The organism is Pigmentiphaga humi, assembly GCF_900606115.1.
GTDB lineage: Bacteria > Pseudomonadota > Gammaproteobacteria > Burkholderiales > Burkholderiaceae_B > Pigmentiphaga > Pigmentiphaga humi.
Genome location: NZ_UWPJ01000014.1, coordinates 1 through 17,458 on the forward strand (window position 1 = coordinate 1; position 17,458 = coordinate 17,458).

Sequence of the window (17,458 nt, forward strand, 5' to 3'; positions counted from 1 at the left end):
CCCCCCTACGCACCAAGGGGAAGCCCACCCCCTACCCGCTTACGCGGGCCCCCTCAAGGGGGCGAAGCGGGTGGACCGGCAGAGCCGGATCCACCGCATCCTGGGGCTAGGCAAGGGATCTTGGTATGCAGCAACTCGCTCTTCTGCCTTACCCTCACGCACGCGAATGTTGAATGACGGGCACAGCGGATCCGGCTTTGCCGGTCCGCCAGTGCCGCCCCCTGGGGGGCGCGCGTAAGCGCGTAGGGGGGTCCTCAACTAGCCGAGGGCAGGTCCCGGATGGGGACGCCGCGGTCGAGGGCGTCGCAGCGCGCGTCCTCCATGGCGGCGCGCTTGCGCGAGAGTTCGAGGATCTCGGCGGCGCGTTCGCGCGGTACGAAGCACACGCCGGTGTCGTCGGCCACGATGATGTCGCCGGGATTGACGCGTATGCCATGGATGTGGACCGGGCCGTTGACCTCGATGGTCTCGATGCGCCACTTGCCGGTGACGGGCGACAGTTCCGAAGACCAGACCGGGAAGCCGACGCGCCGCGAATGCGCCACGTCGCGCACGCCGCCCGAGACGATGGCGCCGATCTCGCCCTGGCGCTTGCCGACCTGGGCCGAGATGCCGCCCATGTTCGATACGCCGGGTACGCCTTCGATCACCAGCACGTCGCCCTGTTCGGCGATGTTGTGCGCCTCGATCTCGGCCATGCCGTTGATGTGGGCGCGGGCATTGTCGTTGGGATGGCCGGGCAACACGGTATTGCGCACCGTCAGCGCCGGACCGACGATGGTCGCGCCGGCGATGGTGGGCCGGAGCAGCGAACCGGGCAGCACGCCCACGATGTTCAGATGGTCCATGACGTCGGACACGATGCCGGTGGCATCGCCCAGGGCCTTGAAACCTTCGATCAGGCCTTCCGGCGGGCGGGGAATGTCCAGGCTGCGGACGCATTTCGGGTCGAGCTTGCCCAGCAGGGTCTTGGTCATGGGGAGGTCTCCATAGGATGCGTTTGGTCCGGGGCCGGCCGCGCCGGCCCAACAGAACGGCTTGTGTGAAGAATTCTCATCGTTTCCCTGGCTCATCACAAACGATTTATAGTCAAATTCGTTGAGTTTTATTCACAGATCATGAGCTACAGGCTGCCTCCGCTCTATCCGCTGCGCACCTTCGAGGCCGCGGCGCGCCTGCGCAGCTTCTCGCGCGCGGCGCGTGAGTTGCACGTCACGCCGGGCGCGGTCAGCCGCCAGGTCCTGGCGCTGGAGGAATTCCTCGGCGCACGCCTGTTCGAACGCGCCAACCGCGAAGTCCGGCTCACGCCGGTCGGCCAGCGCTACCTGGACGACCTGGGCGACGTATTCGAGCGGATGGCCGGCGCCACCCGGCGCGCCATGCGCGGCAGCGACGACCAGCCGCTGCACATCTGGTGTCCGATGACCTTCGCCATGCGCTGGCTGCTGCCCCGGCTGCCCGCCTTCCACGCCGCCCACCCGGGGCAGGACGCGGTCTTCACGACGGCCCTCAAGCCGGTGGACTTCGACACCCACGACGCGGACGTCGCCATCCGCATGGGCGAAGGCGACTGGCCCGGCGTGATGTCGACTTTCCTGGTCGGCATCGAGCTGCTGCCGGTGTGCAGCCCCAGGCTGCTGGAGAACGGGCCGCCGCTGGCCGCGCCGGCCGACCTGGCGCGCCACACGCTGCTGCAATCGGTGGCCCGGCCCGACTATTGGCGGCGCTGGCTGGAAGCCGCCGGCACCCGCGGCATCGATCCCGACCGCGGCCTGACGTTCGAAAGCGTGAGCCTGGCCTACCAGGCCGCGCTGGAAGGCATAGGCGTGGCCATGGGACAGCACGCGCTGGTCGCCGACGACCTGGCCGCCGGACGGCTGGTCGCGCCGCTGGAACCGCGGGTGCCCATAGACAACGCTTTTTATCTCGTCTACCCCGAACGGCGCGCGCAGGATGCGCGCGTGGCGGTGTTCCGCGACTGGATCGTCGCGGCGGCGCAGGCGGGGCAGCGGGATGCCGGGGCGCGATAAGCGCCCGGCCATCCGTTCTCAGAGCGCCAGCACGCCCCGCAGCGCCGCCTCGACCGCGGCGCGGCGCACGCCGGCGCGGTCGCCCGGCAGCACATGGGTCGCGGTGCGCACCTGTACGGCGCCGGCTTCGCGCCATGCCCAGCCGAAGCAGACCATGCCCACCGGCTTGCCCGGCACGGCGCCGCCCGGCCCGGCGATGCCGGTGGTGGACACGGCCACCTGCGCATCGGCGGCGCGCAGCGCGCCGGCGGCCATCTCGGCCGCGGTCTGCTCGCTCACCGCGCCGTGGGCGGCCAGGGTGGCTTCGCTCACGCCCAGTTCGGCGACCTTGGCGGCGTTGGTATAGGTCACAAAGCCGCGGTCGAACCAGGCGCTGGAGCCGGCCACCGCCGTCACCAGCCCGGCCACCAGGCCGCCGGTGCAGGACTCGGCGCTGGCCATCGTCCAGGCGCGCGACTGCAGGAAACCGCCGACCTCGGCGGACAGCGCCATCAATTCGTCGTCGAACATAGTCCCTCCATCAGCCCGCGATGCGCAGGTACAGCGCGAACACCAGCAGCGTATAGAACGCCGCGATCATGTCGTCCCACATCACGCCCAGGCCGTTCTTGAGCTTGCGGTCGAAGTGGCCGATGGGCGGCGGCTTGAGGATGTCGAACAGGCGGAACAGCAGGAAACCGAAAGCCTGCGCCACGGCCGAACCGGGGATGAGCCACAGCACGGTCCAGAACGCCACCATCTCGTCCCAGACCATGCCGCCGTGGTCGGGCATGCCGAGATCGCGGCCGGCGCGGTCGCAAGCCCAGATGCCGAGGGCGAACGCGGCCAGCAGGAACAAGGCCTGGTAGGCGGGCGTCGCCAGCAGCAGGGTCAGCGGCTGCCACAGCACCCAGGCCAGCAGCGTGCCCCAGGTGCCGGGAGCCGGCCGGATCAGGCCGCTGCCCAGGCCGAAGGCGATGGTGCGCGACAGGCGCGCGCGCATCCAGCCGAAGCTGGGAGCGGCGGGCAGCGCGGCGGAGGAGGAAGCGTCGGTCATGTCGTCTCAAGCAAAATGGTCGTAGCCGGCACGCGGCAGGCTGCGCAGCGGTGCGCCCGAGGCGTCGGTCACGCGCAGGCCCGTTCCGGCCTCGACGGCGCCGACGCGGGCCACCGGCACGCCGGCCCGGGCCGACGCCTCGGCCACGCGCGGGCGCGCATCGGCCGGCGCGGTAAAGCACAGTTCATAGACGTCGCCGCCGCCCAGGGTGCAGCGGCGCCGCCAGTCCGGCGGCAGTGCGGCGACCGCGGCCGCGGCCGGCAGGTCGTCGGCGCACACGCGCGCGCCGCAGTTGCTGGCTGCCAGGATATGGCCCAGGTCCTGCAGCAGCCCGTCGGAAATATCGATGGCGGCGCTGGCCACGCCGCGCAGCGCCAGCCCCAGCGCCACGCGCGGCTCGGGCCACTCGAGCGCACGGCGCGTTGCCGCCAGCGCGGCGGCGCGGTCGGCCACCGGCAGCCCGGGCTCGTCCAGCAGCAGCCGCAGGGCCAGGTCGGCGGCGCCCAGTTCGCCCGACACCCAGATGTCGTCGCCCGGCCGGGCGCCCGAGCGCCGCAGCGCGAGCGCCTCGGGCACGGCGCCGAAGACGGTCACGGAAATGGTCGCGCCCGCCCCGCCGCGGGTGGTATCACCCCCCACCAGGGGGCAGCCGTGGGCGTCGGCCAGCGCGTACAGCCCTTGCGCGAACGCCTCCAGCCACGCATCGTCGATGCGCGGCAGCGCCAGCCCCAGCACGAACGCGGTGGGCTGGGCACCCATGGCGGCAAGATCGGAAAGATTGACGGCCAGCGACTTGTGGCCCAGGGCGCGCGGATCGACGTCCGGGAAGAAATGCCGGCCCTCGACCAGCAGGTCGGTGCTGACCGCGGTCGCCGCAGCCTGTGGCGGCAGCAGCGCGCAGTCGTCGCCCACGCCCAGCACGCCAGGCGGGGCCGGCCGCGTGAAATGCCGCCGGATCAGGTCGAATTCGCCCCCCGCCACGATGCCCCCGCCGCCGCTCAGGCGCGGCGGCCGGCCTGCACTTCGGCCGTGCGCGCCTCGGCGGCGAGCTTGTCCAGCACGCCGTTGACGAACTTGAAGCCGTCGGTGCCGCCGAAGGACTTGGCCAGCTCGACGGCTTCGTTGATCACGACCTTGTACGGGATCTCGACGTGATTGATCAGTTCGTACGAGCCGATCAGCAGGATGCCGTGCTCGACCGGCGACAACTCCTCGACCTGGCGGTCCAGGAACGGCGCGAAGCGCTGGCGCAGCGCATCGGCATCGCGCGCGGCGCCGTACAGCAGCGCCTTGTAGTGGCCCAGGTCGGCCTCGGCAAAGCCTTCGGAATCCTGCATGTGGGCATCGACCTCGCCCATCTCGCCGGCATCGGCGCCCTTGAGCAGCCACTCGTAGACGCCCTGCAAGGCGAACTCGCGGGCGCGGCGCCGCGCGCTGCGCGCGTTCTGGCGGCTGGCCTCAGTCATCCTGGTCTTCCTCGTCTTCCTCGAAGTCCTCGTCGTCTTCGTCGTCCTCTTCGGGTTCCAGCGCGGACAGCAGGTTGGCCATCTCGATAGCCGCCTGGGCGCAATCGCGGCCCTTGGTGGCGGCGCGCGCCAGCGCCTGTTCCTCGGTCTCGGTGGTCAGCACGCCGTTGGCGACGGCGATGCCGGTCTCCAGCGAGACGCGGGTGATGGCGGCCGCGCTTTCGTTGCTGACGACCTCGAAGTGATAGGTCTCGCCGCGCACCACCGCGCCCAGCGCGATCAGGGCGTCGAATTCGCCGGTATGGGCGAGCTGGGCCAGCGTCACGCCCAGTTCGAGCGCGCCGGGCACCGAGACGACCATGATGTCGCGCTCGTCCACGCCCAGCTTGCCGAGCTCTTCCAGGCAGGCCTGCAGTTCCTGCTCGCCGATGTTTTCATTGAAGCGGGCGCGCACGATACCGATGTGCAGCCCTTCGCCATTCAGATCCGGGGTCATGGTGTAGGGATTCATGATTGAGCGCCGTCCTTGTTAGTGGGTTGGTCGTGGCCGGCCTCGTAGCCGGTCACGGTGAGGGAAAAGCCCGTCATGCTGGGCAGGCGCACCGGGCGCGCCAGCAGCTTCATATTGCCGACCTGGAGGTCCCGGAGTATCTGCGCGCCGATGCCGTAGGTGCGCAAGTCCATGCGCGGCGGGGCATCGCCGCATGCCGCGCCGCTGCGATCCTGCTCGATCAGCTGCTGGAACTCGGTGACCAGGTCGTTGGAAGCGCCGTCGCAATTGAGCAGGATCACCACGCCGGACTCGGCCTGCGAAATCGCCTCGAGCGCGCTCGGCACGCTCCAGCTGTGGGTGCTCTTGGCCACTTCCAGCACGTCCAGCAGCGAGGTGGGTTCGTGCACGCGCACCAGCGTCTCGCCGTCCTGGCGGATCTCGCCGTGCACCAGCGCCAGGTGCGGCGCGCCGCTGGGCGTGTCGCGGTACATGATGGCGCGGAAGATACCGTGCGCCGTCTGGATGGGCCGCTCGGCCACGCGCTGCACCAGCGACTCGTGCTCGCTGCGGTACTGGATCAGGTCGGCGATGGTGCCGATCTTGATGCCGTGCTGCCTGGAGAACTCGATCAGGTCGGGCAGCCGCGCCATCGAGCCGTCGTCCTTGAGCACTTCACAGATCACCGAGGCAGGCGTCAGGCCGGCCATCGCGGTCAGGTCGCAGCCGGCCTCGGTGTGGCCGGCGCGGGCCAGCACGCCGCCCCGCGCCGCCTTGAGCGGGAAGATGTGGCCGGGCTGGACCAGGTCGGACGGCCTGGCGTCGCGCGCCACCGCCGCCTGTACGGTGCGGGCGCGGTCGGCCGCCGAGATGCCGGTGGTCACGCCCTGCGCGGCTTCGATGGAAACCGTGAAGTTGGTGCCGTGCTTGGTGCCGTTGGCCGAGACCATCAGCGGCAGGCTGAGCTGGCGGCAGCGGTCTTCGGTAAGCGTCAGGCAGATCAGGCCGCGGCCGTAGCGGGCCATGAAATTGATGGCTTCGGGCGTAACGTGCTCGGCCGCCATGACCAGGTCGCCTTCGTTCTCGCGGTCTTCTTCATCGACCAGGATGACCATCCGGCCGGCGCGCAGCTCGGCCACGATCTCCGGCACGGAAGCGATGGCGGACGAACCGCCTTCGGAGGCGGCAATGGGGGAAATGAATGCAGACATGGTGTCGTCCGGCGCGGGGTTGCAGTGCGGTACCGGTGGCGGCGCGCGGGCCGGCCGGAACGCGAAGGAGTAAACCGGGTATTTTAGCCTGCGCCGGAGCGAATGGGCCGCGGAAAGAGGCGTGTCCCGTTCCGGGCGCTCAGCCGATCGGCGCCGGCCCGTCCACGCCCGGCTGCAGGGCCGGATCCAGCGTTTCCCGACCGTCGAACACGAAACAGGCGCCGTCGTAGCCCTCGCCGCCCACCTCCTCGAAATACTTGAGGATGCCGCCCTCGAGCTGATAGATGCGTTCGATGCCGGCCTCGGCCAGGTAGATGGCGGCCTTCTCGCAGCGGATGCCGCCGGTGCAGAAGCTCACCACGGTCTTGCCTTCCAGTTCGCCGCGGTGGGCCTGGACGGCGGCGGGAAACTCGGTGAATTTGCCGATGCGCCAGTCCAGCGCGCCGTGGAAGGTCCCGGCATCGACCTCGAAGGCGTTGCGGGTATCCAGCATGACCAGTTCTCGGCCGTCGTCGTCGCTCCCTTGGCGCAGCCAGCGCGCCACGGTGCGGGCATCCACCGCCGCGGCGCGGTCGGCCTCCGGGCGGATCGCCGGGTGGTTCATGCGGATGATCTCGCGCTTGATCTTGACCAGCAGCTTGCGGAACGGCACGTGGCCGGAACGGCTTTCCTTGACCTCGATATCGGCCAGGCGGCCGCCGAAGGCCTCGCCATGGCGCAGCCACGCGAGCCAGTCGTCGATGCCGGCGCGGCTGCCGGCCAGGAACAGGTTGATGCCCTCTTCGGCCAGCAGCACCGTGCCCTTGAGCCCGCACGCCTGCGCGCGCTCCCGGACCGCCGCCTGCAAGGCGGGCAGATCGTCCAGCGACACGAAACGGTAAGCGGCGATATTGACGACAGACACAACAAAACTTCCTGAAAACCACACTACGGCGGCATAGACTTCGACCGACCCAGGGCACAGCGGATCCGGCTTTGCCGGTCCGCCAGTGCCGCCCCCTAGAGGGGGCCGCGCGCAGCGCGGTAGGGGCTGGGCTCAAATTCTAGCTTGTGATAGCCGTAGCGCTCGGCGGTCATGTGCGCCAGGATGGCCACCGCGATCTCGGACGGCGTGCGGGCGCCGATGCGCAGGCCCACCGGCCCATGCAGGCGCGCCAGGTCGTCGGCAGTGAGGTCGAAATCCAGCAGCCGTTCGCGCCGTTTCCTCTGGTTGGCCCGCGAACCGATGGCGCCCACGTAGAACGCCTCGGACTTGAGCGCTTCCATCAGCGCCAGGTCGTCGAGCTTGGGATCGTGCGTCAACGCGACGACGGCGGTGTGGCGGTCGGGACGCAGTTCGGTCACGGTGTCGTCGGGCATGGTGGCGACCAGCCGCGTGCCCGGTACGTTCCAGCCCTCGGAGTATTCCTCGCGCGGATCGCAGACGATCACCTCGTAATCGAGCGCCTGCGCCATCTGCGCCAGGTACTGCGACATCTGTCCCGCGCCGATGATCAGCAGCCGCCAGCTCGGGCCGTGGGTGGCGACCAGTTCGCCGTCGCCCAGCGCCACGGTATCGGCCGCGTCGCGGGCGGGCTCCAGCGTGGCCCGGCCCGAAGCCAGGTCGAGGCGGCGCAGCACGCGGCGGCCGTCCTCCAGCTTGGCCAACAATTCGTCCAGGCCGCTGTGGCCGGCCACCGGCTCGAGCACCAGCTCTAGCGTGCCGCCACAGGGCAGGCCGAAACGCGTCGCCTCTTCGCCCGATATGCCATAGCGCACCACGCTCGGCACGTCGGCCGGCCAGGCGCCGCTGCGCGCCTTGTCGGCCAGGTCGTCTTCGATGCAGCCGCCGGATACCGAACCGGCAATGGCGCCGTCCTCGCGCACCGCCACCATGGCGCCGACCGGACGCGGCGCCGACCCCCAGGTGCGGGTCACCGTGCCCAGCACGGCGCGATGCCCCTCGCGCCGCCACTGGGCCAGGCGCCTGAGCACGTCCAGATCGACGTTATCCATGATAGTGAGGCATTCCGCTTGCAAGGTCTCCGGCCCGCCATGATAAAGCAGACCGCCGGCCCTGCCCTTCTCAGTCGCGTGGGCGCAGGACACCGCACGGCCTGGGAGTGCGGAGCGCCGCGCTACATGATCGCGGGCTTGTCCACGCGGGGTGCGCGGGCGCCGGCGGCGGCCTGCTCGGCCGGCAGCGACTCGTTCCAAAGCCGGGCGACGTAGCGGCCGCCGGTCTGGCCGTTCGAAGCGTCGGAGCAGAGCCACAGGATGCCACGGCGCATGACCGCGGCCGGCAACAGCTGGCCGCCGTCCGCGGCTTTTCCGCCGGGCATGAACTCGGTGTCGGCGGCGCCGCCGGGCAGGTAGACGTTCACGTCCACCCCCGTGCCCGCCAGATCCTGCGACCATGCGCGCGAAGCGGCTTCCACCGCGGCCTTGCTCGGGCCGTAGGGCGAATAGCCGCTGCGCACCATGGTGACGTCGCTGGTGGAGATGTTGATGATCTTGCCGAATTTCTGTTCGATCATCAACGGCGCCGCGGCCCGGGACATATTGAAAGTGCCGTTGACGTTGGTGTCGACGATGGCGCGCCAGGCACCGGGATCGGTCTTCCAGAAGCGCGCCGGCTCGACGTTGAAGGTTTCGCTGACGATGCGCATGCCGATGCCGGCATTGTTGATGAGGACGTGCAATGCACCGAAGCGATCGCAGACCTCGGCCACCGCGCGGGCGCAATCTTCGTAGCGGGTGACGTCGGCGGCAACGGCGAACATCCGGCCGGCGCCGACGCTGGCCTGGGCACGCGCCACGGTCTCGTGCATGGCGTCCGAGGGGCCCGCGCCGGTGATGGCCACGCGCGCGCCGGCCTCGACCAGTGCCAGGGCCATCTCGCGTCCAAGCCCGCGGGTACCGCCGGTGACGAGGATGACGCGGTCGCGCAGGGATTCGGTGTACTCGGCTGTCATGAAACGGCTCCTGAGAGCGCGGCTGAGCCAAGGCCCTGGCTGGCCGCGCGGGGTTGGGGAATACAACAAGAAATCGTTACGGACCGTGCCGCGCTTCCCGGCCGGTGAAACAGGCCGTATCGGCAGCGTCGTGCCGGCGCATCGGCTTTTCAGTCGAGCAGATCGAAATAAGGCGCCATGCGTTCGCGCGAGCGTTCGATGTGCTCGGTCATGGCGCGGCCCGCCGCATCGCCATCCCCGGCCAGCAAGGCCTGCATGAGAGTCTCGTGCTCCTGGATCGCGTCGTCCTTTACACCCGAATGAAAGCGCAGCCTGAATAAGTGCATGTGGGCATAGAGCCGGTCCAAGGCCTCGGCAGCCAGCAGATTGCCGCTTTCGATGGCGATGCGGGCATGGAAGCGGGCGTCCTGCATCGCAAACTTGCCGTAGGCGAGCTTGGCGTCGCCCTCTTCGGGCGCGGCCATGGCGCGCGCCATGTTCGCCAGGTCCTCGCGGCTGGCGGCGGACATTCGCTGCGCGGCGCGCATGGCGGTATGCGGCTCGATCAGCAGGCGCATGTCGTAGATCTGCTCAAACCTGTCGCGCGAAGGCATGGGCGCGGCGCTGTAGCCGACGTTGTGCGTATTGACCACGAGGCCTTCCGCTTCGAGGCGGATGAGCGCCGCTCGAATCGGTGTCTGCGAGACACCCAGTTCGCGCACCAGCGCATCGACGGCGATACGGCTGCCGGGTGCGATCTTCAGGGAAATGAGCTGGGCCAGCAGCGTTTCGTAGACCGCGGTGCCGAGCGGCGTGGGGCGGACGACCGTTCGACTGGCGCGGGCGGGTTCGGTGTCGTAGTAGCGGCTGGCGCGGGATTCGGAAGACATGTGGGGCTGTGCGGAGATGTCGATAGGGCGAAAGCTTCTGGATTGACGCAATGACGACTGAACGTTAGCATTATTTCGAATAATATTTCCGATCGGATCTGAAATAAAGATGAACGACACCAGATTGTGTAACTGGGTGGAGGCAACCGAGCTCGCGGTCCGGGCATTGCAGCGAGCCGGCGCGCCCGAGGCGCAGGCCCGCACACAGGCCGAACACCTGGTCGAGGCCGAGCTGCGCGGCCGGGCCTCGCACGGCCTGCTGCGTCTGCCCAGACTGGTCGAGCGCATCCATCGAGGCGTGCTCGATCCCGTCACCCGCGGCCAGGGCCGCTGGCGCGGCGCCTCCTTCTTCGAGATGGACGGCGAACGGGGTTTCGGGCCCGTGGTGGCCTATGCCGGGATCGAAGCGGCCCGCGCGCGGGCCCGCGAGACCGGGGTGGCCGTCGTCGCCATCCACAACAACAACCATCTGGGCATGCTGGCGCTCTACGCCGAGCGCCTGGCACGCCAGGGCCAGACGCTGATCGGGCTGTCGACCAGCGAGGCGCTGGTGCATCCCTGGGGCGGACGCCACGCGATGCTGGGCACCAACCCCATCGCCATCGGCGTACCAGCGCAGCCCGAGCCCTTTGTGCTCGATATGGCCACCAGCATCGCATCCATGGGCGCCATCCATGATCACGCCCATCGCGGCGTGCCGATTCCGCAAGGCTGGGCGCTCGATGGCCGGGGCGAACCGACCACCGATGCGGCGGCGGCCAAGCAGGGGGCGCTGGCGCCGTTCGGCCAGGCCAAGGGGTACGCGTTGGGCCTGGCCTTTGAAGTGCTGGTGGCCAGCCTGACCGCGTCGGCCCTGGGCACCGATGTCGTCGGCACGCTCGATTCCGACCAGGTATGCAACAAGGGCGATGTCTTCATCATCATCGAGCCTGCCGCCGGTCCGAGACTGGAGGCCGTGTCGGCCTATCTGCAGGCCTTGCGCGCCTGCGCGCCGGCTGATCCCGCAAGGCCCGTGCTGGTGCCGGGCGACCGCGCCGCGCAGCAGCGCGAACGCGCCATGCAGCAAGGATTTCCCATCGCGGCGGAGGTCTGGGCGCGTATCCAGGCGCTGGCCGAGGCGCCGCATTCCGTACGAATCACCGAGGCACAACCGTGAACACAGCGCATTTCGGGGTGCTGCGCGCACCTCATGAAGTCATATTCGGCGCCGGCCAGCGCCGCGCCATCGGCCGCGTGGCCGCCAGGATCGGCAAGCGGGCGCTGATCTGCACCGACGCGCGCTTTGGCGCGGCCGCCGAGATGCGCGAGATCCTGGCCGAGCTGTCGGCCGCCGGCGTCGCCGCGCAGGTCTTCGATGGCACGCTGGCGGAATTGCCGGCCGAATGCATCCTGGATTGCCTGGAGATATCGCGCGCATTCGATGCGCAGATGCTGGTGGGCGTGGGCGGGGGCAGCTGCGTGGACCTGGCCAAGCTGGTCAGCCTGCTGCTCACGCATGGCGGCGAGCTGCACGACTACTACGGCGAATTGAAAGTGCCGGGGCCGGTGCTTCCGGTGATCGCAGTGCCGACGACATCGGGCACGGGCTCCGAAATGACGCCGGTGGCGGTGCTGGGCGATCGCGGACGCGACCTGAAGGTCGGCATTTCCAGCCCCTACCTGATCCCGCACACGGCGATCTGCGATCCCGAGTTGACGCTGACCTGCCCGCCAGGCTTGACGGCCTTGTCGGGCGCCGATGCGCTGACCCACGCCATCGAGGCCTTTACCGCGGTGCGCCATCCCGTTACGCCCGAACTCTCGCAAGGCCGGGTGTTCGTGGGCAAGAACATGCTCAGCGACCAGCAGGCGCTGTCGGCCATCCGGGCCCTCGCACGCTACCTGCCGCGCGCGGTCGAGCAGGGCGACGATCTCGAAGCGCGCAGCATGGTGATGTATGGCGCCGCCGCGGCCGGCCTGGCCTTCGGCGTGGCCGGCACGGCGGCCGCCCATGCGATCCAGTATCCCGTGGGCGCGCTCACGGGTACTGCGCACGGCCTGGGCGTGGCTGCGCTTTTGCCTTACGTCATGGAATTCAATGCGCCCGCCTGCCGCGCCGAGCTGGCCCAGATCGCGCAGGCGATAGGCTTGCCGCCCATGGCCGATGAGGTCAGTGCGGGCGAAGCCGCCATCGCCCGAGTGCGCGAGCTGTGCAACGGCATTGGCATTCCGCGCCGGCTGGCCGAGCTGGGCGTGACCGAAGACAAACTGGATTGGATCGCCGAGCAATCGCTGCTGTCGGCGCGCCTGGTCGACAATAATCCGCGCAAGCTCGACAAGGCGGCAATGACGCTGATCGTCGAGAACGCATTCCACGGCCGTTCGGCCCTTTTTGCCGGCTGAGCCGGCCTGGACAGGAACCCCTCGAAATGACCCTGGATACCGCGACCCTTCCCACCGACCTTTTCATCGGCGGCGCCTGGCGCGCCTCGACCTCCGGCCAGCGCATCGACGTGCTCGACCCGGCCACCGAATCGGTGATTGCCAGTGTGGCCGATGCCACGGTCGATGATGCCCGGGCCGCCGTCGATGCCGCCGACGCGGCCGCGCGGGGCTGGGCCGCTACGCCGCCGCGCCAGCGCAGCGAGATCCTGCGCAAATGCCATGAACTCATGATTCGCGATGCCGAAAAACTGGCCGCGCTGATCAGCCTGGAGAACGGCAAAGCGCTGGGCGATGCCCGTGGCGAGGTCGCCTATGCCGCCGAATTCTTCCGCTGGTTCGCGGAAGAAGCCGTGCGCATCAACGGCGACATCAGCGTCGCGCCCGGCGGAGCGAGCCGCATCATCGTGCAATACCAGCCCGTCGGCATCGCGCTTCTGATCACCCCGTGGAACTTCCCTGCCGCCATGGCCACCCGCAAGATCGCGCCGGCGCTGGCGGCGGGCTGCACTTGCGTGCTCAAGCCCGCCACCGAAACCCCGCTGACCGCCTATGCGATCGCGCAGTTGCTGGCCGAGGCGGGCGTGCCGGACGGCGTAGTCAATGTCCTGACGACCTCCACCGCAGGCCGCGTCAGCAACGCCGTGCTCGATGATCCGCGCGTGCGCAAGCTTTCGTTCACCGGTTCGACCGAGGTCGGGCGCGTGCTGCTGCGCAAAGCCGCCGACCGGGTGATCAACTGCTCGATGGAACTGGGCGGCAATGCGCCTTTCGTGGTGTTCGACGATGCCGACATCGAAGCTGCCGTCGAGGGCGCCATGATTGCCAAGATGCGCAACGGCGGCGAGGCATGCACGGCCGCCAACCGCTTCTATGTGCAGCGCGGCGCGGCGGCTGAATTCAGCCGCCTCCTGACCGGGCGCATGGCGGCGCTGGTCACTGACGACGGCCTCAAGCCGGGCACCCAGTGCGGCCCGCTCGTCAATGCCGAGGCCGTGCGCAAGGTGGTCGAGCTGGTCGATGACGCGGTCGCCAAGGGGGCCACGTTGCTCACCGGGGGCAAGCGCCTGGACCGCCCGGGCCATTTCTTCCCGCCCACGGTGCTGGCCGACGTGCCGCCCGACGCGCAATTGCTGTCGGAGGAGATTTTCGGGCCGGTGGCGCCGATCGTGGTGTTCGACGGCGAAGACGAGGCCGTCGAACTCGCCAATGCCACTGAATACGGCTTGGTCGCCTACCTCTATACCGGCGACCTGGCGCGCGGCTTGCGCGTTTCCGAGCGTGTCGAGGCGGGCATGATCGCGTTGAACCGGGGTATCGTGTCCGATCCGGCCGCGCCCTTCGGCGGCGTCAAGCAAAGCGGCTTGGGACGCGAAGGCGCCCATCACGGCATGCTCGAGTTCATGGAAGCCAAGTACATCTCGACGAATTGGTAAGGGCGCCTGCGGCGGCTGCCGGGACGCCAGACTCATCCTGCCCTGCCGTGCTAGTCTAGGCAGTTGAGTGCCTCCAGGCACCCGGTTCCAGGCTTTGCACCCAATCCGATAACCCGTTTTCGGGCGGCCGCCCCTCGCCGGCCGCCGCTCTCGCTCTCAGGAGACAGGCATGTACCAGGATCTCGCCCTCTACATCGATGGAGAATTCATCAAAGGAGGCGGACGCCGCGAGCAGGACGTCACCAACCCGGCCACCCAGGAAGTCCTGGGCAAACTGCCGCACGCCAGCCGCGACGACCTCGACCGCGCGCTCGCCGCCGCGCAGCGCGCGTTCGAATCCTGGAAAAAGACCTCGCCGCTGGAGCGCTCGCGCATCCTGCGCAAGGTGGCCGAACTGGCGCGCGAGCGCGCCAAGGAAATCGGCGAAAACATGACGCTGGACCAGGGCAAGCCGCTGGCCGAGGCCGTGGCCGAGATCGTGACCTGCTCCGAGCACGCCGAGTGGCACGCCGAGGAATGCCGCCGCATCTACGGCCGCGTGATCCCGCCCCGCAACCCCGCCGTGCGCCAGTTCGTCGTGCGCGAGCCGGTGGGCGTGTGCGCCGCCTTCACGCCGTGGAATTTCCCGTTCAACCAGGCCATCCGCAAGGCCGCGGCCGCCATCGCCGCCGGCTGCACCATCATCCTGAAAGGCCCGGAAGACACGCCCAGCGCGGTGGTCGCCATGGCCCAGCTGTTCCACGACGCCGGCCTGCCCCCGGGCGTGCTGAACATCGTCTGGGGCGTGCCCAGCGAAATCTCCACCCACCTGATCGAATCGCCCATCGTGCGCAAGGTGTCCTTCACCGGCTCGGTGCCGGTGGGCAAGCAGCTCGCCGCGCTGGCCGGCGCGCACATGAAGCGCGCCACGATGGAGCTGGGCGGCCATTCGCCGGTGCTGGTGTTCGACGACGCCGAGGTCGAACAGGCCGCGGACATGCTGGCGCGCATGAAGATCCGCAACGCCGGCCAGGTGTGCATCTCCCCCACCCGCTTCTACGTGCAGGAAAAGGCCTACGACAAGTTCGTCGCGCGCTTTGCCGACACGATCTCTTCGATCAAGGTCGGCGACGGCCTGACCAAGGGCACGGAAATGGGCCCGCTGGTGCACGAGCGCCGCCTGCTGGCGATGGAAATGTTCCTCGACGATGCCAACCAGCGCGGCGGACGCGTGGTGACCGGCGGCTCCCGCCTGGGCGAAAAAGGCTTCTTCTTCGCGCCGGCCGTGGTCACCGACATCCCGGACGACTCCAAGCTGATGACCGAAGAGCCCTTCGGCCCGATCGCCCCGGTCACCCGCTTCAAGACTACCGAGGAAGTGCTCAAGCGCGCCAACAGCCTGCCCTTCGGCCTGGCGTCCTACGTGTTCACCAACTCGCTCAAGACCGCGACGGCGGTATCGAACGGGCTGGAGGCCGGCATGGTCAACATCAACCATTTCGGCGTGGCGCTGGCCGAGACGCCGTTCGGCGGCGTCAAGGATTCGGGCATAGGCAGCGAAGGCGGCACCGAGACCTTCGACGGCTACCTGGTTACGAAGTTCATCACGCAGATCTGACCCCCCCTTCGCGCTTACGCGCGCCCCCGGGGGCGGCACTGGCGGACCGGCGGAGCCGGATCCGCTGTGCCCTTGGGGGAATCGGGTGCGTGCTGTTGCTGCCTCTATAGGTTCCCCTGAGAGCGCGAGCTTGGACACGCCCCTGGAGTCAGATGCGTGGGACTGGCTGCGCGGCGGAGCGTGCTTGCGCTAGCCGGGCGGCATCCTGGGCGCGGGCGCGCAGGTCTTCGCCTACGCGCTGGACGTCGGCGAACACGAAGCGTCGCGCCTGCGCCAGGTCGTCCAGGCGCGGCAGGCTGGCCATTGCGCGCGCGTCGCCCAGCAGCATGGGGGCGAGATAGACCAGCAGTTCGTCCACGCAGCCGGCCTGCAGCAGCGCGCCGGTCAATTGCGGGCCGGCTTCGGCATGGATTTCGTTGATGTCGCGGCGGCCCAGCCATTGCATGACCGCCGGCAGGTCCACCCGGCCGTCGGCGCCCGGCAGGCAGACCACCGTGGCATTGCGCGCGGCCAGCGCGGCGGCCTTGGCCTCGTCGCGCACAGCGGCGAAGATCCAGGTCTCGGTCCCGTCCAGCATGCGGGCATCCGCCGGCATGCGCAGGCGCGAATCGAGCACGATCTTGCGCGGCTGGCGAGCCGTTTGCACATGCCGGACGTCCATGCGCGGGTCGTCGGCCAGCACCGTGCCTATGCCCGTCAGCACCGCGCAGCTGCGTGCGCGCCAATGGTGGCCGTCGGCGCGCGCGGCTGCGCCGGTAATCCATTGCGACCGGCCATTGTGCAAGGCCGCCCGGCCATCCAGCGAGGCCGCCATCTTGGCCCACAGCCACGGCGTGCCGCGGCTCATGCGGGCGACGAAACCCAGGTTCAGCGCGAGGGCCTCGTCCAGGCACACGCCCGCCGTCACGGCGATGCCGGCGGCGCGCAAGCGCGCCAGCCCCTGGCCGTTGACGCGCGGATTGGGGTCTCCCATCGCCACCACCACGCGCGCCGGCGCGGCGGCGACCAGCGCATCCACGCAAGGCGGCGTACGGCCGTGATGGCTGCACGGCTCCAGCGTCACATAGACCGTCGCGCCGGCCAGCGCATGGCCGCGCGCCTGCGCATCGCGCAAGGCGCAGACTTCGGCATGCGGCCCGCCGGCCGGCTGGGTCGCGCCTTCGCCCAGCACCTGGCCGTCGCGCACGATCACGCATCCCACGCGGGGATTGGGCGAGGTGCGATACAGCGCGCCTTCGGCGAGCGCCAGCGCGCGCCGCATCCAGGCGGCATCATCGGTTTGTCGGGAAGGGAAATCGGACATCATGGTCCTGGCATCATGCGCAGCGCAACGCCGCGCTCAGGACTTCGCGTCCGGCAGCGGCGGACCCTGGATCTCGCGCACCACGTTGGTGAACTCGTCCACGTCCTCGAAGCTCATGTACACGGACGCGAACCGGATATAGGCGATCTTGTCGAGCTTTTGCAATTCCTGCATGACCAGTTCACCCACCCGTTTGGAAGGCACCTCGCGCAGGCCGCTGGTCATCAAGGCTTCCTCGATGCGGGTCACCGCGGCCTCGACCGCGTCGGCGCTGACCGGACGCTTGCGCAGCGCCAGCACCAGGCTGGCGCGCAGCTTGCCCGGATCGTAGTCGGTCCGGCTGCCGTTGCGCTTGACCACCGCGGGCATCTGCAGCTCCACCCGCTCATAGGTCGTGAACCGCCGGTCGCACTGCGTGCAGCGGCGGCGGCGGCGAATGGCGCTGCCCTCTTCCAGCACCCGGGTCTCGATCACCTGGGTGTCGTCGTGGTGACAGAAAGGACACTTCATGCCTGGTCCCCGGTCAATATGGCGTCCATGTCGGTTTCCCCGGCACCCGCACTGGCCCTGGAGTAGCTGCTTCCCAAGGCGCCGCGGATCCGGCCTGGCCGGTCCGCCAGCGCCGCCCCCTCGAGGGGGCCCGCG

Annotated in this window: 18 protein-coding genes; 5 read left to right on the forward strand and 13 right to left on the reverse strand. The window is 69.4% G+C overall.

Translation table 11 applies throughout. From position 1 onward, the window contains the following. Positions 1–254 precede the first annotated feature (254 nt). The gene (locus tag PIGHUM_RS07340; protein ID WP_124078749.1) at positions 255–977 is read right to left on the reverse strand and encodes an RraA family protein; all 723 of its coding nucleotides are present in this window, start codon (positions 975–977) and stop codon (positions 255–257) included. Positions 978–1,118: 141 nt separating this feature from the next. Here PIGHUM_RS07340 and gcvA point away from each other — a divergent pair, with 141 nt between their 5' ends. Next, positions 1,119–2,030 carry a transcriptional regulator GcvA gene (gene gcvA, locus PIGHUM_RS07345; protein ID WP_124078750.1) on the forward strand — a complete coding sequence of 304 codons (912 nt, stop codon included), beginning with the start codon at positions 1,119–1,121 and terminating at the stop codon, positions 2,028–2,030. A gap of 18 nt (positions 2,031–2,048) precedes the next feature. Here the strand turns inward: gcvA and PIGHUM_RS07350 are convergent, their stop codons facing one another. From PIGHUM_RS07350 to PIGHUM_RS07395, 10 genes are all read right to left on the reverse strand, one after another. Beyond that, a complete protein-coding gene (locus tag PIGHUM_RS07350) occupies positions 2,049–2,540 on the reverse strand; it encodes a CinA family protein (RefSeq protein ID WP_124078751.1) in 492 nt (163 codons plus the stop codon). Positions 2,541–2,550: 10 nt separating this feature from the next. Then, on the reverse strand, positions 2,551–3,066 hold the full coding sequence (locus PIGHUM_RS07355) for a phosphatidylglycerophosphatase A family protein (RefSeq protein WP_124078752.1): 516 nt from the start codon (positions 3,064–3,066) through the stop codon (positions 2,551–2,553). Positions 3,067–3,072: 6 nt separating this feature from the next. Beyond that, a complete protein-coding gene (gene thiL, locus PIGHUM_RS07360) occupies positions 3,073–4,047 on the reverse strand; it encodes a thiamine-phosphate kinase (RefSeq protein ID WP_246013010.1) in 975 nt (324 codons plus the stop codon). Positions 4,048–4,064: 17 nt separating this feature from the next. Continuing rightward, positions 4,065–4,532, reverse strand: a complete 468-nt coding sequence (nusB, locus tag PIGHUM_RS07365; RefSeq protein ID WP_124078753.1) for a transcription antitermination factor NusB — start codon at positions 4,530–4,532, stop codon at positions 4,065–4,067. Continuing rightward, a complete protein-coding gene (ribH, locus tag PIGHUM_RS07370; RefSeq protein ID WP_124078754.1) occupies positions 4,525–5,043 on the reverse strand; it encodes a 6,7-dimethyl-8-ribityllumazine synthase in 519 nt (172 codons plus the stop codon). The genes nusB and ribH overlap by 8 nt, the downstream gene beginning before the upstream one ends. Beyond that, positions 5,040–6,233, reverse strand: coding sequence for a bifunctional 3,4-dihydroxy-2-butanone-4-phosphate synthase/GTP cyclohydrolase II (gene ribBA / locus PIGHUM_RS07375; protein ID WP_124078756.1), 1,194 nt, complete (start codon positions 6,231–6,233; stop codon positions 5,040–5,042). Before ribBA ends, ribH begins: the two co-directional genes overlap by 4 nt. A gap of 139 nt (positions 6,234–6,372) precedes the next feature. Further along, complete coding sequence (locus PIGHUM_RS07380) at positions 6,373–7,137, reverse strand: sulfurtransferase (RefSeq protein WP_124078758.1); 765 nt, start codon at positions 7,135–7,137, stop codon at positions 6,373–6,375. A gap of 95 nt (positions 7,138–7,232) precedes the next feature. Then, positions 7,233–8,228, reverse strand: a complete 996-nt coding sequence (locus PIGHUM_RS07385) for an XdhC family protein (protein ID WP_124078760.1) — start codon at positions 8,226–8,228, stop codon at positions 7,233–7,235. Between the two features lie 122 nt (positions 8,229–8,350). Then, the gene (locus PIGHUM_RS07390; RefSeq protein WP_124078762.1) at positions 8,351–9,187 is read right to left on the reverse strand and encodes an SDR family NAD(P)-dependent oxidoreductase; all 837 of its coding nucleotides are present in this window, start codon (positions 9,185–9,187) and stop codon (positions 8,351–8,353) included. A gap of 149 nt (positions 9,188–9,336) precedes the next feature. After that, the gene (locus PIGHUM_RS07395) at positions 9,337–10,056 is read right to left on the reverse strand and encodes a GntR family transcriptional regulator (RefSeq protein WP_124078764.1); all 720 of its coding nucleotides are present in this window, start codon (positions 10,054–10,056) and stop codon (positions 9,337–9,339) included. 109 nt (positions 10,057–10,165) lie between these two features. On the opposite strand from PIGHUM_RS07395, the gene PIGHUM_RS07400 reads away from it, so the two are divergent. The 4 genes from PIGHUM_RS07400 to PIGHUM_RS07415 all read left to right on the forward strand — a co-directional run bounded on the left by PIGHUM_RS07400 (position 10,166) and on the right by PIGHUM_RS07415 (position 15,510). After that, the gene (locus PIGHUM_RS07400) at positions 10,166–11,212 is read left to right on the forward strand and encodes an Ldh family oxidoreductase (RefSeq protein WP_124078766.1); all 1,047 of its coding nucleotides are present in this window, start codon (positions 10,166–10,168) and stop codon (positions 11,210–11,212) included. After that, positions 11,209–12,438, forward strand: coding sequence for an iron-containing alcohol dehydrogenase (locus tag PIGHUM_RS07405; protein WP_124078769.1), 1,230 nt, complete (start codon positions 11,209–11,211; stop codon positions 12,436–12,438). The genes PIGHUM_RS07400 and PIGHUM_RS07405 overlap by 4 nt, the downstream gene beginning before the upstream one ends. 26 nt (positions 12,439–12,464) lie before the next feature. Further along, entirely contained in the window at positions 12,465–13,913 is a 1,449-nt protein-coding gene (locus PIGHUM_RS07410; RefSeq protein ID WP_124078770.1) for an NAD-dependent succinate-semialdehyde dehydrogenase, read from the forward strand. Between the two features lie 169 nt (positions 13,914–14,082). Beyond that, positions 14,083–15,510 carry an NAD-dependent succinate-semialdehyde dehydrogenase gene (locus PIGHUM_RS07415; RefSeq protein ID WP_124078772.1) on the forward strand — a complete coding sequence of 476 codons (1,428 nt, stop codon included), beginning with the start codon at positions 14,083–14,085 and terminating at the stop codon, positions 15,508–15,510. A gap of 148 nt (positions 15,511–15,658) precedes the next feature. Here PIGHUM_RS07415 and ribD read toward each other — a convergent pair whose 3' ends face one another. Both ribD and nrdR read right to left on the reverse strand, forming a co-directional pair. Next, the gene (ribD, locus tag PIGHUM_RS07420; protein ID WP_425466689.1) at positions 15,659–16,816 is read right to left on the reverse strand and encodes a bifunctional diaminohydroxyphosphoribosylaminopyrimidine deaminase/5-amino-6-(5-phosphoribosylamino)uracil reductase RibD; all 1,158 of its coding nucleotides are present in this window, start codon (positions 16,814–16,816) and stop codon (positions 15,659–15,661) included. Positions 16,817–16,849: 33 nt separating this feature from the next. Next, positions 16,850–17,323 (reverse strand): transcriptional regulator NrdR, encoded by a 474-nt coding sequence (nrdR, locus tag PIGHUM_RS07425; protein WP_124078774.1) that lies wholly within the window; start codon positions 17,321–17,323, stop codon positions 16,850–16,852. Positions 17,324–17,458 lie beyond the last annotated feature (135 nt).